We start from the raw sequence: 16,776 nt of genomic DNA, 5'->3' as shown, positions 1-16,776 counted from the left end.
AGTTTTGAAATGATTAATGTAGCAATTAATGGCTATGGCCGTATCGGTCGCAATGTTTTACGCGCGCTTTATGAGTCTGCACAAAATAATGAAATTAAAATTGTCGCAATTAACGACTTAGCACCGGCTAATGTTAATGCACATTTAACACAATATGATTCAGTGCATGGGCAATTTTCTCATAAAGTCACACTTGCTGATAACACCATGTTGATTGGCGACGACGTTATTACTCTTACCCAAGAACGCGACCCTGCTAACCTTCCATGGAAAGCATTAAACGTTGATATCGTTTTAGAATGTACGGGTTTTTTCACTAAGCGTGAAGATGCTGCAAAGCATATTACAGCGGGCGCGAAAAAAGTAATCGTTTCAGCCCCTGGTACTGATTTAGATGCAACCGTTGTTCACGGTGTAAACAGTGATGTGATCACTGCAGATAGCAACATTATTTCTAATGCTTCATGTACAACTAACTGTTTAGCACCAATTGCCAAAGCAATTAACGATACAGTCGGTATTGAGCAAGGTAGCATGACGACAATCCATGCCTACACTAATGACCAAAACTTGTCAGATGTTTATCATCCTGATCTGTATCGTGCACGAAGTGCAACGCAGTCAATGATCCCAACTAAAACCGGTGCTGCTAAAGCAGTTGGTTTAGTGTTACCTGAGCTTGCTGGTAAACTTGATGGTATGTCAGTACGTGTACCTACAATCAACGTATCACTGGTTGATTTTACGTTTATTACTAAGCGTGAAACAACTGCTACAGAAATCAATGAAATTATGAAAGCAGCATCTGTTGGGTCGATGAAAGATATTTTACAATACAACGAGCTACCGCTTGTTTCTATTGACTTTAACCATAACCCAGCGTCGTCAATCTTTGATTCTACGCAAACGAAAGCTGATGGCAAACTAGTTAAAGTGATGGCTTGGTACGATAACGAATGGGGTTTCTCAAACCGCATGTTAGACCAAGTTAAAGCGTTAGGTCAGTACTTGTAATAAGTACCACGTAAAAATTTAGCTTTATCCAACCAAGCCGCGACTATCGCGGCTTTTTTGTGTCTAGCGCTGGGCTGTAGATATGGTATTCTGCGAGCTGTTTTAGTACCAATCGACTTAAATACTTAACCATGCTAGCGAGCTAAATAAAGCGCTAACTGCGTTATAATTTTTTCAAGTAGAACAACTACATGTCAAAATTTACGCCTTGTTATCACTGTATTTATCTGTCGCTATAAATGGTCAGTAACTTAACACGATTGATATAAAAGGAATTACTAATGAAAAATACTCTAAAAACTCACCTGTTTCGTACTAACCACCTACAAATAGGTGAAGGTAATATTAGCGGTTATATCGGCTGCTTTTTAGCTATGCTGTCTTGTTTAGGCGTGCTCGCCTTTCATTTTCCAGAATATTTAACCACACCGGAATTGAGAAAGAGCTACAGTGTCGAATTTTTACGTCAACTGATGTTTGGTGCGCTTATCGTGGCCGGTAGTTTGGGGTTACTTAACTTTGTACGTAACAAAAATAAACGTTTAGGTGCAACTGCGTGGTTTTTTATTGTGCTGGCCATTGCGTTTGGCGGCCCTAATGTTGAGGTGAATGATTTTGCTGATAACACCCCCTATATAGGCCTAGACTGGTTTATATTAGATTTATTGGGCTCAACCTTAATATTTATTCTCATTGAAAAGCTGTTACCGCACCGCAAAGAACAAAAGATATTACGCAGTGAATGGCGCGGTGATCTAAACCACTTTTTTGTTAACCATTTGATTATTGGGTTTGTGTTATTAGTGACTAATCACTTTGTGCACTATGGTTTTGGTTGGGCAGTGTCAAGCACTGTGCAGGGCTACATCAGTCAATTACCTTTTATATTGCAAGTGCTGTTAATTATTTTAGTCGCTGATTTGATGCAGTACTTTGTACACCGCGCTTATCATGAAGTGCCTTATTTATGGCGTTTTCATGGTATTCATCACAGTGCAAAAGAAATGGACTGGCTTGCAGGCTCTCGCCAGCACATTTTAGAAATTTTAGTGACGCGCAGTTTAGTACTTACGCCTATTTTCGTGCTGGGTTTTTCGCAACAAGTGATCAGCTTATATGTGATAATCGTGGGTTTTCAGGCGGTATTTAACCATGCCAATGTACGGGTGAAATTTGGTTGGTTGAAATATTTATTGGTTACGCCACAGTTTCATCATTGGCATCACTCTTCAGATAAAGCGGCCATTGACCGTAATTATGCTGCGCACTTTTCATTCTTAGATTATGTTTTTGGCACGGCCGTAAAAGGCCAACAAGAATGGCCAGAAGCTTATGGCGTAGTCGGGGACTATGTACCAACTGGGATGTTAAAACAGCAGCTTTTTCCGTTTAAAAAGCAAAAATAGTCGCAGTATGGTGATCCTTTCAATTTAGTGTTTTTGATAGTGATCATATTTTATCGAGTATTGGTGTGGACAGATAATAACCAAAAATAGATTGCTAAAAAAGGTACTAGTAGTAATAATTGATAACTGATGGGATATGTATTAGTAGCGACTTTTTTGAAACTAATTAAACACAAGGATTCTATTTTGCAATTTAAATCATTTTTAGTGAGCTTATCTATTTTAGCCGCAAGTGGATGCGGTGGCTCTTCTGGAGACAGTCAAGATACAAAGCCACCAGCTGTTTCAGAGCAAACGTTTACGCTCAAAATAACAGCCAATGGTGTTGCCGCAGGACTTGAAGTGTCATGGATGGATAACAAAGCGAAGCTTACTGCAGACAAGGCTATTGAACTGAGCGCAACGTCAAAAACATTTGTAAAGCCCACCATACTAGCTATACCAGAAAGTATCACGTGCGACACACAGCTGAGTAATACAACAACGTTGAATTATAGCCTTGCTGTTAAATGTGTATCTTCTCAGGCGAGTTTTGCACAAACAACTCTTTATTCATATCCTGTAACTATTCGTTATGGCGAGCAAAGTATTCAGTTAAAAGACTCTCCAGTCTCGGTTCCACCACTTACAATGATTGAGCCTGAAATTACAGCGCTTGGTGGGCCACAGATTTGTGAAGTTGATGACTCCTCTAATCTTAAGTTTAAAGTAACTTGTCGTCCATATACTGTGGTGTATGAAAAACGTAAATTGTATTTGGTGTTTAGTGAACAAGAAAAGCAATTATTGTTTGATAACCCCGACAAAGAGCGGTTAATTGAATCTGAATATTTATGGTTTGATGAGCAAGTTTGGTTTATTACTGAAGGCGCCTCTACGCAATACAAATTACACTCAGCCTCTTTTAATAATGGCCAATTAGGTAATTATAAAGTCCATGATATTAACGCTTCAAGTTTAGCTATTTCAGGCGGTAAACTATTTGCATTAACGTCTTTTCCTGATGGTGTTTATAGTTGGCAAAGTGGTAAATGGAAAGCTGTATCTAAATTAATCAACAATGGGGTTTTGAAAAGTGAATTTATTGCGAATAATCAAGACCTTTATCTAGCGCTTGAAGATAATAATGAGGTTTCATCAAAATCGTATATACAGATCATAAATGCTCAGATCCGAGGGAGAACTGTATTGAGTAAGCAGATCAGTACATTTAGTCATACACCATTTTTTGAATATGATGACATCACTTTTGGTCTAGGTTTTGGTACTGATGAGCAGTTGCTTATAAATGTAATGGACGTCATACCAAGTGCGCGCGATGACGCTGTGTTTTCATTGAATAATGTACGCAATGCTACTATTTGGCAAAATGGTAATAACCAGTTCTTATTTACAAACCAAGACAGTGGTATTGAACAGTTTAAATTCACACGAGAACAAGTAGAGACAAGTACTGCATTCGATTTAACCGCGTTAAGACAAACAACTCCTGATTGGATTGGCGGCGACTTAGATACTTTACTAGCGGGTGATTTTGTAGAGACAGCATCGATAAAATATGCCGTGCTTAAATATTTACGTAAGGCTGATACAGAGCAGTCTGAATTGCAGTTGCAATCACGGCTAAATACCACTCAACCGATCAGAGTTTATAATGAAACATGGCGCACAATTGCGAGTTATGCACGAAGTAATACTAAAAAAATAACTCCTATTGTGAGTGAACAAGGCTATATATTGGTTTATGTAGGTGATGCGTCATCTAATCAATCAACGGGGCAGCTGTGGGCCCTATCAGCGGATAAAGAGTATTTGCTCAAAGATGATGTGTCATGGGAAAGTTATTCAATGAAAGACTTTCATTTTGAGACTATTTCTGAAAAACACCTTGTGGTGTATAGCGAATTTGCCAACGAAGTCATTACAATAACGCTTGATTAACGCTATTTTATTAACCAACTGAGCTTTGGGTGAATTAGTTTGACCAAAGCTCAGTAAAGTTACTGATAGTATAAAAGCATACCAGACACGAAAGCCATATAAGTAGACCAAGGCTTATTTATATTCAGTTTTATTTTATAGCTATGTAGCAAAGCAAGGCGGTAAAGCACGACTCAGAGGTAGAGTCGCGCATAAAAGTTATAGTTTTTCTATTAGTGCTTTAAGAGTTGGTCGTTGGCTCATATCTGCATTCATACATTGTTGAGCAAGTGTTGTTAACTGTGTTGCATCGCTCGTAACTTCAGAACACACGCTCAGTAAATCATCAATTAAGCAGCCAATCGCTCTGACTTCAATACGCTGCATTTGTTGGCGCTGATAGTCGGTCAGAGAGTCTAAGTTAGTTGCTGCGCCAAAGTCACCAAACAATACTGTGTATTCATCGTTTATCATGGTGTTGTGCGCATATACATCGCCATGACTTACGTTATTGATATGTAAGTGGGCAAGGGTGCTGACCATTTGCTTAGCTATGTGTTTAATGGCGTGAGCAGTAAACTGTGTATGCTCAAAAAAGGTATCGCGGGTGCAAGTATCAAGTGACGGCGGTAAGCCGAGGTTTTGATAGTCCTTGCTGATAAGCTCCATAACCAGACCAAGTTGCTCTGGGTTATCGATATAGGCGAGAACGTTTATTAGGTTTTTATGTTCGCCCGCTTGCAAGCAACAGTTTACTTCATCAAGTGGATAGCCATCACTGGTGATCGCGCCTTTAAACAGTTTTAACGCCACATTATTGTGCTGCCACTGTGCTAAGTGAATAATCCCAGACGCACCTTCACCAATTTTTTCAACAAGTGAAAACTCGTTTAGTTGTACGGCTGCTAATTGAACTTGTTGTAAACTTTGTGCTTTATTAAAGTCATTGCCTGCAAAAGCCAGCCAACTGAGTTTTGGTAATTCAAACAGCCAGTCATTAACATCAGTTAAGTTATTCGCAGATAAACGCACGAGTTCAAGCGCTTGGCACTGCTGCATGCTGTGTGGCAAAGTCGTTAGTCGATTACCAGCAAGGGCAAGTTTACGCAGTTGCGTAAGTTCACCAAAAGAGTCTGGCAATTGTTCAATATGGTTGTCAGTTAAAATTAACCATTGTGTCGAAAGCGGCAAACTATGCTCGGCAAATTCACTGATTTTATTGCCTTTAAATGCAATCATAATAAGGGAAGGGCATTTTGCCAATACAGCAGGAATATGCTGGAACTGATTGAATGATAAAAACACCCGCTTTAATTTAGTTAAACTAGCAAATTCGTCGGGCAAATCAGATAAATTATTATTTGATAAATCGAGTACTTCGAGGGTATCTGCAAGGGTAAAAATTTCGTCTGGGAATGTGGTTAGCTCTTCAACTAGCTGTAAACGTTTAGTGCCAGCTAATTTACCACTACGAAGCTGTTCAACGGTATTCAAAATACAAATCCATTTATTTAGGGGTTTAACAATAAGAAAATAAAAAGGCCAATCAAGTTGGCCTTAGTCATAATTTTAGTCAATAAAATTAAAATTGTGCGTTGTGATACACGTTTTGTACGTCGTCACAATCTTCAAGCATCGCTAAAAAGCGTTCCATTACTTCTACGTCTTCGCCTGCAATTGGTGCTTCAACTTGCGGCACAAAAGAGATCAAATCTTCATCAAACTCAGTAACGCCCATTTCTTCAAGTGCGGTACGGGTGTTGTTGTACTCAGTATGCGGAGCAAAAACAGTGACTTTGCCGGCTTCAACTTCTACGTCAGTAACATCAACGTCAGCCATCATTAGTGCTTCAAGCACGGCTTCGTCATCATCGCCATCAAATACAAAAATAGCCAAATGATCAAATAAGTGAGATACCGAGTTTTGTGCACCAATTTTAGCGTTTGCTTTAGTAAAACATACACGTACATCAGCAAAGGTACGTTTGTTGTTGTCAGTTAAGCAATCAACAATGATCATGCAGTTACCTGGGCCATAGCCTTCGTAACGAGTTGCTGAGTAGTCTTCACCGCCGCCGCCTTTGGCTTTATCAATTGCGCGGTCAATTACGTGTGCTGGTACTTGATCTTTTTTAGCGCGTTCAATTAAACGACGTAGCGATAGGTTGCCATCGGGATCAATACCACCATTTTTTGCGCAAATATAAATTTCTTTACCGTACTTTGAGTAAACTTTAGTTTTAGCACCCGCAGTCTTAGCCATTGAATCTTTTTTGTTTTGGTAAGCTCTTCCCATCTGCGTTCCGCCTTAAATATGTTTTTAAAAGTATAAATTTTGTAGTGCAGTATTCTATACCCAACTCGCTTGGAAATACAGAATTCAGTGGGAATTAAAGTTGCTTTGAGTGAGCAAGCAGCACAAAAAATATAACCCGCAGTTGCGAGTTATATTTTCAATCGAAATGTATCGGGTTATTACCAAATACGTACGCGTTGATCTTCTGGTAAATACAAGGCATCACCCGGTTGTACATTGAATGCTTTGTACCATGCATCGTGGTTACGTGGTGCTTGTGCTCTAAAGCGACCGGGTGCATGTGTGCCACCACGAAGCTGGTTTAACATGCTTTGCTCAGTGCGTTTTTCTTTCCATACTTGTGCCCAGGCGAGGAAGAACCGTTGATCGCCCGTAAGGCCGTCAATAATAGGCGCTTCTTTACCGTTTAGGCTGAGTTTGTAAGCGTGATAAGCCATTGCTAACCCACCCACGTCACCGATGTTTTCACCTAAGCTATTACGACCATTAACGAAGTTACCAGGGATTGGCTCGTATTGACTGTATTGTGCAGCAAGTTGGTCGGCTTTGGCATCAAATGCAGCACGATCGGCATCCGTCCACCAGTTACGTTGTACGCCGTTAGCATCTGATTTAGAGCCTTGATCGTCAAAGCCATGGCCCATTTCATGACCAATCACGGCACCAATGCCACCATAGTTTACTGCCGGATCGGCATTAGGATCGAAAAATGGTGGTTGTAGAATTGCTGCAGGGAATACAATTTCGTTAAACGAACTGTTGTAGTAAGCGTTAACACGTTGTGGTGTCATGCCCCAGCGGTTACGGTCGGTTTTTTGCAATTCTTTTGCAGCGCTTTCAGCTCGGAAAAACTCGCGGGTATTTTTGATGTTGCCCATCAAATCATTGCTACTTATGCTTAAACAATCAAATGATTGCCATACATCGGGATAGCCAATTTTAGGCACAAACGCAGCGAGTTTAGCGCGGGCATTTACTTTCGTTTCTGCGCCCATCCAGTCTAGGTTGTCAATGCGTTCGCCCAGAGCCGTTCGCAGGTTTTCTACCAATGCTGACATTTGTTGTTTTGATGATTCAGGGAAGTAGCGTGCTACATACACTTTACCAATGGCAAAACCTAATGAATCAGTGCTCGACATTTGGCTGATAGCGCGTTTCCAGCGTGGGCGTGGCTCTTGCTGGCCATTTAGCTCTTTTCCGTAAAATGCGAAGTTAGTATTGAATACATCTTCAGACAGTAGCTCTGCATTAGAGCTTAGTGCGTGATAGGTTAAGTAATCTTTCCATACAGCAAGATCTTCTTGATTGATCAATGCAATCATGGCTTTGATCGGCTCTGGTTGCGATACATTTAACTGTGGTACTTGGTATCTTGTTTGTTCAAAATACAGATCCCAATTAAAATCAGGGTAGCTAGAGCTTAGCTCGCTGCGTTCGATTTGATTTAGGGTAAGGTCGCGGTTACGACGTTTTTCTCGTGGCCACTGGCCTTGTGCTATTTTGGTTTCAAGGGCTAAAATTGCCTCAGCACGTTCAGTTGTATTGTCAACACCTGCAAATTTAAGCATGTCGGCAATATGGGCTACATAAGCAGTACGAGTTTTAACAAAACGTTCTGAATCTTCAAGGTAGTAAGAACGATCTGGTAAACCTAAGCCGCCAGCACCTAATGACATTTCATATTTATTTGGGTCTAAGCGGTTAAACCACATGCCACCACCAATAGGCGAGTTAACGCCCGTTAACCACGATTGGCCAAACAATTTGGTTAGATCATCGGTTGATGAAACGTTACTAATTTCCGTTAGTAGTGGTTTAATTGGCGACACACCAAGCTTATTAAGGGTATCGGTATCCATATACGCGTTATAGAAATCGGCAACTAACTTTTCTTCAGTATTTAAATCTTTACGGGCTGCGATCTCTTCAATAATTGCCTTAACACGCTCTTCGCTACGTTCTGCCAATCCTGCAAATGCACCGTAGCGAGTTTTATCGGCAGGCATAACGTAGTTGTCATACCATGTGCCACTGGCGTACATGAAAAAGTCATCACCTGGTTTTATGGCTTCATTGCGGGCTGTTAAATCTACCCCAAAGCTACCTAATTCAGCTTTAGCTGTCTGGGTTTCTGTACTAGGCTGTTGCGCTTGTGTTGTTTTAGGCTCAGAACAGCCGGTCAGAAATGTGGCAGCAAGTGTTGCTGCAATAAGTGTTTTCTTCATTGGATTTCCCTGAATGTAATTTAATTATTTTTATCTCACGTTTTTCTAACTCGGATTGTTATTGATAACCTAAAAACAGACAAACTTTTGAGGTGAATTACTTCTCAGTTAGGTGAAACAACAAGCAACGCGACATACAGTGTGTATCCCGCGCCGAAGATGAGTCTCCATGTTTATGCTGTTTTTTGTTGAAGTTCCCACATGCGCGCGTATTCACCATTGAGGGTAAGTAACTCATCATGTTTGCCTTGCTCGATCAGCTGACCCTCTTTGAGCACAATAATCGTGTCTGCATCTGTTATTGTTGATAAGCGATGGGCAATAACTAAACTGGTATGATTAGAGGCCAGTGCAGACATGGCTTTTAATATTGCTTGCTCGGAATGAGAGTCTAGCGCTGATGTTGCTTCGTCAAAAATAATAATAGGAGAGCGTTTTAAAATGGCTCGGGCTATGGCAATGCGTTGTTTTTCACCGCCTGAAACTTTTAAACCTCGTTCACCAACGAGGGTTTGATCACCTTTATCTAAACTATCAATAAAGCTGCGTAAATGCGCCATATTAATAGCGTTATCAATCTCTTGTGCTGTAGCATCTGGACGGCCATAAGCAATGTTGTCGCGAATGCTGGTATTAAATAACACAGTATCTTGTGGCACAATGGCAATCGCTTGTCGCAAGCTGTTGAGTGTGACGCTAGTAAGTTGTTGACCATCAATATGTATTTCACCGCTGTCAATATCATAAAAGCGATACAGTAAACGGGCCAGGGTGCTTTTTCCTGCTCCGCTGGCGCCCACCACCGCGACTTTGCTGCCTGCTTTAATAGAAAAACTAAGCTGCTTAATGATAGGCCTTGATGGATGGTAGCCAAAGTTAACGTTTTTAAATTCTATATCAGCGTGTTGTATATTGAGCTGTTGTGCATTTGCTTTATCTGAAATGAGTGGTTTACGGGTTAATAGTCCGAGCATATTTTCAAGATCGGTTAAGGCGCGGCGAATTTCTCGATAAACAAAGCCTAAAAAATTGAGCGGTAAAAATAATTGGATCATATAGGCGTTGATCATTACCAACTCACCAATAGAGAGTGTGCCTTTAACCACTTCAATACTAGCAAGCCACATTAAAGCGGTGATCGCTGCTGCTATGATCAAGGCTTGACCTGAATTAAGGGCAAGCAACGATAAGCGGTTTTTAAGCCGGGCTTGCTCCCAACTAGCTAAAAAGCCATCATATGTTTGTGCTTCATGCTTTTCATTATTAAAATATTTAACGGTTTCATAATTAAGTAAGCTGTCAATAGCACGGCTGTTACTATTATTATCGGCTTGGTTTGCTTCGCGAATAAAGCGGTTGCGCCACTGTGTTACAACAACCGTGAAGGTAATATATAAAGCCACTGCAAGCAGGGTAACTACGGCAAACCACGGCGAAAATAAAGTTGCAAAAATAATCGCAACTACGGCTATTTCAAATAAAGTTGGCACAATATTGAACATTAAAAAGCGCATTAAGAAGCTTAAACCACTGGTGCCACGCTCTATATCACGGCTAATGCCGCCAGTTTGCCTATCAAGATGAAACGACAACTCAAGGCTGTGTAGGTGATTAAATACTTTTAGGCCAATATGGCGCATAGCATGTTCAGTTACACGACCAAACAACGCATCACGTACTTCACCAAAAAACACACTCGCAAAACGTAGTCCGCCATACAGTAACAGTAAAGCTATGGGTACGATGACTATATTTTGTAAACTTGGATCAACACTGTCGATTATTTCTTTCAGCGCCCATGGCATTAATAAAGTGGCACCCTTTGCGGCGGTCAATGCCAGTGTTGCAAGTGTTACACGGCCTTTAAAAGCAACTAAGTAAGGCCACAAGGTGACAATGCTTTGCTTTAAATTCATCGCATCATGATGTTTTATTGCTTCTTGTTTACCCATTCCGCGCATATTTTCTCTAACTCTATTAAGTCTGCATTAAACTTTTTCTAGTAGCCTAGAGTATAAACTTTAACAGTTTGTATCTAGGGCTATACTACTAACAGCACATAGTACAGTTTAGGCAGCTTAAGACAATGTTTTAGAGTGGTTAATTAAACTCAGTTTTTTAACATAGAAGGGAAAGCAGATGAAAACTATCGGATACGCAGCACATCAAGCTAATACGCCATTAGAGCCATTTCATTTTGAAAGACGCGATTTGCGCGATGAAGATGTTGCGATTGAAATCTTATATTGCGGGGTGTGCCATTCAGATCTACATACCGTAAATAATGATTGGGGTGGCACCAGTTACCCAATTTTACCAGGACATGAGATTGTCGGTCGTGTCACTGAGGTTGGCAGCAAAGTGACTAAATACAAAGTTGGCGATAATGTAGCAGTTGGTTGTATGGTTGATAGCTGCCTTGAGTGTGACCAATGCCACAAAGGCGAAGAGCAATTTTGTCGCGAAGGCATGGTCGGAACTTATTCAGGAAAAGATCGTATCACTGGTGAATCAACCAAAGGTGGCTACGCCAAACACATTGTAGTGCGCGAAGAGTTTGTTTTAAACGTTCCAGAATCACTTGATCTTGCTAAGTGTGCGCCAATTTTATGCGCGGGTATTACCACGTATTCGCCGCTACGTACTTTTAATGTCGGGCCTGGTAGCCGAGTTGGCGTTATTGGCTTAGGTGGGTTAGGCCATATGGCAATTAAAATCGCTGCGGCAATGGGGGCCCATGTGACAGCTATTAGTCGATCAGATGATAAAAAACAGCAAGCGTTGGAATATGGAGCTGAAGGTTTACTGGTATCTAAAGACGAACAAGCCATGAAAGCATACGCTAATCAGTTTGATGTGATCATTAATACTATTCCAGTTAAGCATGACTTTACCCCTTATATGCCCCTATTAGATATTGATGGTACTCAAGTATTAGTAGGACAAGTGGGTGAGATGGCTGAATCAAACTCGGTGCCATTATTATTGGGGCGTCGCCGCGTGGCTGGCTCTTTGATTGGTGGTATTGCACAAACTCAAGAAATTCTTAATTTCTGTGCGCTACATAATATTTTACCGGAAGTAGAGATGATCAACATGGCAGACATTAATCAGGCTTTTGAACGCTTAAAAGAAGGTGACTTGTCTCATCGTTATGTCATTGACATGTCCTCACTTGAAGTCGCTTAATTATCGACTGTGATTTTTGGCCGTAAGTAGTTTTACTTGCGGTTTTTTTTGTTCAATTGCAAATTAGCTATTGAAATAGGGCAATTACTCCCCATTTATAATACCAGCTTACTATTTAGATAATAAAATGATCCGTTTTCGCTTAGTCCTTACTGTATTACTGCTGTTTACTGCACTTTTTAGTGTGCAGGCTAATGCTGTGAGCAACGCTGAGACTAATGTGAGCCAGCCTACCGCTTTTTTTCAGTCGGCGATGTTATCTGATTTGAGTGTTTTAGAGGTTAAGGTATTTGATACTTCAGTATCAGATAGCACCCCTTTTACCAAGAAGATACCAATTACGGCGGCTGATCAACAAACAGAAGGCGCGGGGTTTGAGTCTTTACAGCCACGCTTTTCAGCGAGTAATTCATCGTTATTTCTGTATCAAAGCCAAGTTGAGCCAAGTTATGTGGCAATATTTGAGTTTTTTGTACCTAGCCTTGCGCGCCAACTTTACTTACAACCCCTTGAACCGCCAATAACATTACCTTGGTTTGTAGCCTACGAAGGTAAAAAATCACGGATTAGTGGTTGGAAAGACGCCAACTTACAATACCGTGCAGTACTTACTTACTTCAGTTAACTCTTCCTACTAATTTTTTCGATGTTTTAGTCATTCAACTAAAGCAAATAAATTACTGCGCCTATGAGGCGAGAAACCGATGCTTGCATTGGTTTAAAGGAAGCAATATGTTAAAAAATTCATCAAAAAAACCGCAGCTACAGCGTTTTAAAATAAGCTATATGGCGATGTTTTTGGCGCTGGTATTATTAGCGCTCAGTGCCTTACCAAATTTATATCCAGCAAAATCGTGGCTGCATCTGAGTACAACGCAGAGCCAGCAACATTCACAGCAGTTACTAGCGAATACTCCTTCGCAAAAATCTGTTATTGATTTTTTAAATCAACATGGGTTTCTGGTTGAGCAATCAATTCAAGTGGCGCAAAACAGCCTTTCATTAAATGTGTTACTACAAGAGCCAACCAAAAGTGCCGCAGCGCAACAAGCGTTAAAAAGTGAATTTACGCAGTTGAATGCAAAAATAGTCACGCATCAAACAAGTCCCGATTGGTTACAAAGCTTAGGATTAGCACCTATAAAATTAGGTCTTGATCTTAATGGTGGTGTGTTATTTGTATTAGATGTTGATTTAGTGAAAGCGCAACAAGAGCAACTTGATAGTGCGTATGAACAAACTAAAACAATTATTCGTGATGAAAAAGCCAGAGGTGTTCGTGTACAAAAAAATGCCCATGGTTTTGAATTACATGCGTTGCCTGCTGCTAAAAGTGACTTAGCCGTAGTACAGGCGAATGTACTAAAGCGTTTTGAGCGTTTAATGGCAACTGCGCATTCACAAGGTAATTTAACAACGGTGGCATTTAGTTTTAGTGAACAAGGTAGTAATGCGTTTGATAAAGAAGTAATGAGTCAAACCTTAACCACTTTAAGAGGCCGTATTGAAGAATTAGGCATTACTGAAGCAGTTACCCAGCGCCAAGGTAAACAACGTATTCGTATTGAGTTACCCGGTGTACAAGATCCAAGTGAAGCAAAACGTATTATAGGTGCAACAGCGTCGCTTGATTTTTATCAGCTTAAAGAAATCGGCGGAAAAACCTTTAACCTGCAAAATGGTGGCTCGATCAATTTAGACCCAATTGCTATTTTTTCAGGACAGCACATCAATAATGCCCATGCAGGGCGCGATGAATGGGGCAAGCCGCTAGTGCAACTTAGCCTTGATAGTCAAGGTGGCGAGGCGATGTCGGCATTTTCAAAACGTAATATCGGTAAACCAATGGCAACGGTGTATTCTGAATATTATAAAAATACCAAAGGTGAAGTAGTTAAAAAAAGTGAAGTGATTAATGTAGCCAATATAGCTCAACATTTGAGTAGCCAATTTAGTATTACTAATATGCAAAGCCCACAAGCGGCGCAGGATTTAGCATTGCTATTACGTGCAGGTTCATTAACTGCGCCGGTGACAATCGTACAAGAACAAACCATTGGGCCAAGCTTGGGAGCAGATAACATACATAATGGGCTCGCGGCCTTAATGTTGGGAATGGGTATTACATTAGCCTTTATGGCGCTGTGGTATCGCCGTTTAGGGCTGGTGGCAAATATTGCCTTATTATTGAATTTAACAGCTTTAGTAGGATTAATGTCACTGCTGCCTGGCGTGGTGCTAACTTTACCGGGCATAGCCGGGCTGGTACTGACAATCGGTATGGCTGTTGATACTAATGTTATTATTTTTGAGCGGATCAAAGAAGAGCGCCGTAAAGGCCGAGCACCATATCAAGCGATAGAGCAGGGCTACCAACAAGCATTTGCGACAATTTTTGATGCTAATATTACCACTATGATCACGGCAATTATTTTATATGGTATTGGCTATGGGCCAATCAAAGGCTTTGCAATTACGCTGGCGTTAGGGCTAATAACTAGCGTATTTACCGGGGTGTATGTTTCTAAGGCGTTGAGTCAGACTTTGTATTTAAAATTGGCAAATAAGCGAGGAGCTCGCGCATGAGTAATTCAAATGAAAAAATGAGCACCACAACCCGCTTACGTTTATCGGGGTTGGTTTTATCTATCCTACTAGTGCTGCTCTCTGTAATAGGGGTTGCTACAAAAGGATTGAATTTCGGCCTTGATTTTACTGGTGGCTATTTAACTGAGTTTACCACTGCAGTGCCAATTAGTGAGGCTGAGCTGGCGAAGAAAATTAGTTATTATCACCATGATGACTTTACCTTAAGCGCTCAATCTAGCCAGCACTTTCAGTTAAGAGAGGCTGAGCAAGCCAGTACATCGCCTTGGTTAGCAACGCTTACGCAAGATGAGACATTGGGTGCTGAAGTGTTGTCATCTTCTTACTTAGGCTCACAAGTTGGCGATGAATTATTTGAACAAGGCTGTTTGGCATTATTTGCGGCAATGGTTGCCGTGATGATTTATTTAGCGCTACGGTTTGAGTGGCGTTTAGCGTTGGGATCGGTTGTGGCTTTAATGCATGACGTGGTGGTGGTAGTTGGTTTATTTGCATGGTTACAGCTTGATTTTAACTTAACCGTGTTAGCGAGTTTACTGGCAATCATTGGTTATTCATTAAATGATTCAATTATTGTCGGTGACAGGGTACGCGAGCTACTGCGCTTAGATTCCACAACACAACAAGCTAGCGTGAATACGGTGATCAATGAATCAATTAAGAGCACTTTGACCCGTACTTTAATCACCTCAGGCACTACTCTTGCAACAGTGGCGAGTGTGTGGTTATTGGCTGGTGCGCCGTTACAGGGGTTTTCTATCGCACTATTTGTAGGAATTGTTGTGGGAACATTATCGTCAATTTGTATTGCTGCAACGTTACCACAGTTACTTGGTTTAAGGCATGAAAACTATCAAGTTAAGGTCGATGAGCAAAGCCAAGCGTTGATGGATATGCCGTAACTGACTTTATCAACGGAAAACAAAAATGCCGCGATATACGCGGCATTGTTATTCTTTAAGTTAATTTGTTAACTTAAATTAATTGTCACAACATCAGCTGTTTCATCATCGTTAAGTACAGGTTGTTTTGGTATGTCTGGTTTATCAAGCGCAATATCGCCGCCATCAATTACTTCACCGGTTTTTAAGTTGGTGAAATCAAATAACTCATTATCTGCTAGATGCGAAGGCACAACATTTTGCATTGCAGTAAAAATACTCTCAATACGACCAGGGTGCTCAATATCCCACTGTGCAAGCATCGCTTTGGTATGTTTGCGTTGCAGATTTTCTTGTGAGCCACACAGATTACATGGAATGATAGGATATGCTTGGCTGATAGCATATTGTTCAATATCTGTTTCTTTACAGTAGGCTAATGGACGAATTACCATGTGCTCGCCGTTATCGCTCATTAATTTAGCTGGCATGCTTTTCAGTTTGCCACCATAAAACATATTTAAGAATAGGGTTTCGATCATATCGTCGCGATGATGACCTAAGGCGATTTTAGTGGCTCCCATTTCATTTGCGGTACGGTATAAAATGCCGCGACGTAAGCGTGAGCATAGCGAACAGGTTGTTTTACCTTCAGGAATAATATCAGTCACTATACTGTAGGTGTCTTCTTCAACAATTTTGTATTCAATATTCTGAGTGTCTAAATATGCTGGCAATACATGTTCAGGAAAGCCTGGTTGCTTTTGATCAAGGTTAACAACAAACAAATCAAATTTAATAGGTGCAACACGCTGTAAATGCTGCAGCATGTCAAGTAGAGTATAACTGTCTTTACCTTATATTAAATAATATCAAAAATAAAATGTTTATTTTAGTTTATTTTCAGTAACTTAAATTTTTCAAGCATTACAAAAATAAAAGATACTGTTAACTAAAAAGAAGAAAGAGAGATTTAATGTATTTTCAGGTTTATGATGCTTTACAAAATGCCATTAGAAATGTTTTGGGTAGGAAGTTATTTCGATGAAACTAGATCATCGACTTCAAGATGTCTCTAAAGAAAGAGAAGTTTTACTAAAGGCAGCTAAAATTTTTGCTAATGAATTAAAAGTATCTAACTTCTTCTTAAGATTAAAGAACAGTTCTCATTGCTCTACTGTCATCAAATAGGTATATTTAAAGAAAAACTATCAAAA

The 16,776-nt window shown here is 40.4% G+C and carries 11 protein-coding genes and 1 pseudogene; 7 read left to right on the top strand and 5 right to left on the bottom strand.

Annotated features, from left to right (window positions below):
* Nucleotides 1–9 precede the first annotated feature (9 nt).
* From gap to PSR9079_RS16070, 3 genes are all read left to right on the top strand, one after another.
* Entirely contained in the window at nt 10–1,014 is a 1,005-nt protein-coding gene (gene gap, locus PSR9079_RS16080) for a type I glyceraldehyde-3-phosphate dehydrogenase (RefSeq protein WP_145233472.1), read from the top strand.
* Nucleotides 1,015–1,295: 281 nt separating this feature from the next.
* Complete coding sequence (locus PSR9079_RS16075; RefSeq protein WP_149982407.1) at nt 1,296–2,420, top strand: sterol desaturase family protein; 1,125 nt, start codon at nt 1,296–1,298, stop codon at nt 2,418–2,420.
* A gap of 186 nt (nt 2,421–2,606) precedes the next feature.
* A complete protein-coding gene (locus tag PSR9079_RS16070; protein WP_149982406.1) occupies nt 2,607–4,361 on the top strand; it encodes a hypothetical protein in 1,755 nt (584 codons plus the stop codon).
* 198 nt (nt 4,362–4,559) lie between these two features.
* On the opposite strand, the gene PSR9079_RS16065 is transcribed toward PSR9079_RS16070, so the two are convergent.
* From PSR9079_RS16065 to PSR9079_RS16050, 4 genes are all read right to left on the bottom strand, one after another.
* Entirely contained in the window at nt 4,560–5,834 is a 1,275-nt protein-coding gene (locus PSR9079_RS16065; RefSeq protein ID WP_149982405.1) for a leucine-rich repeat-containing protein kinase family protein, read from the bottom strand.
* An 88-nt stretch (nt 5,835–5,922) separates the two neighbouring features.
* Entirely contained in the window at nt 5,923–6,636 is a 714-nt protein-coding gene (locus tag PSR9079_RS16060; protein ID WP_145233481.1) for a YebC/PmpR family DNA-binding transcriptional regulator, read from the bottom strand.
* 179 nt (nt 6,637–6,815) lie between these two features.
* On the bottom strand, nt 6,816–8,882 hold the full coding sequence (locus PSR9079_RS16055; protein WP_149982404.1) for a M13 family metallopeptidase: 2,067 nt from the start codon (nt 8,880–8,882) through the stop codon (nt 6,816–6,818).
* A 173-nt stretch (nt 8,883–9,055) separates the two neighbouring features.
* On the bottom strand, nt 9,056–10,798 hold the full coding sequence (locus PSR9079_RS16050) for an ABCB family ABC transporter ATP-binding protein/permease (protein ID WP_149982439.1): 1,743 nt from the start codon (nt 10,796–10,798) through the stop codon (nt 9,056–9,058).
* 223 nt (nt 10,799–11,021) lie between these two features.
* Here PSR9079_RS16050 and PSR9079_RS16045 point away from each other — a divergent pair, with 223 nt between their 5' ends.
* The 4 genes from PSR9079_RS16045 to secF all read left to right on the top strand — a co-directional run bounded on the left by PSR9079_RS16045 (nt 11,022) and on the right by secF (nt 15,580).
* Complete coding sequence (locus PSR9079_RS16045; RefSeq protein WP_145233486.1) at nt 11,022–12,071, top strand: NAD(P)-dependent alcohol dehydrogenase; 1,050 nt, start codon at nt 11,022–11,024, stop codon at nt 12,069–12,071.
* 127 nt (nt 12,072–12,198) lie between these two features.
* Nucleotides 12,199–12,696: a hypothetical protein gene (locus PSR9079_RS16040; protein WP_149982403.1), complete on the top strand. Its 498-nt coding sequence runs from the start codon at nt 12,199–12,201 to the stop codon at nt 12,694–12,696.
* 107 nt (nt 12,697–12,803) lie between these two features.
* Complete coding sequence (secD, locus tag PSR9079_RS16035; RefSeq protein WP_149982402.1) at nt 12,804–14,657, top strand: protein translocase subunit SecD; 1,854 nt, start codon at nt 12,804–12,806, stop codon at nt 14,655–14,657.
* Nucleotides 14,654–15,580, top strand: coding sequence for a protein translocase subunit SecF (secF, locus tag PSR9079_RS16030; RefSeq protein WP_149982401.1), 927 nt, complete (start codon nt 14,654–14,656; stop codon nt 15,578–15,580). Before secD ends, secF begins: the two co-directional genes overlap by 4 nt.
* A 68-nt stretch (nt 15,581–15,648) precedes the next feature.
* Here secF and ttcA read toward each other — a convergent pair.
* Nucleotides 15,649–16,416: pseudogene (gene ttcA, locus PSR9079_RS16025) on the bottom strand (tRNA 2-thiocytidine(32) synthetase TtcA); the annotation flags it as partial.
* Nucleotides 16,417–16,776: the final 360 nt, after the last annotated feature.

The organism is Pseudoalteromonas rhizosphaerae (assembly GCF_902498845.1).
In the GTDB taxonomy this organism is placed as follows: domain Bacteria; phylum Pseudomonadota; class Gammaproteobacteria; order Enterobacterales; family Alteromonadaceae; genus Pseudoalteromonas; species Pseudoalteromonas rhizosphaerae.
The sequence above is the reverse complement of the archived record's forward strand: the minus strand, read 5'-3'. Positions and strand labels throughout refer to the sequence as shown.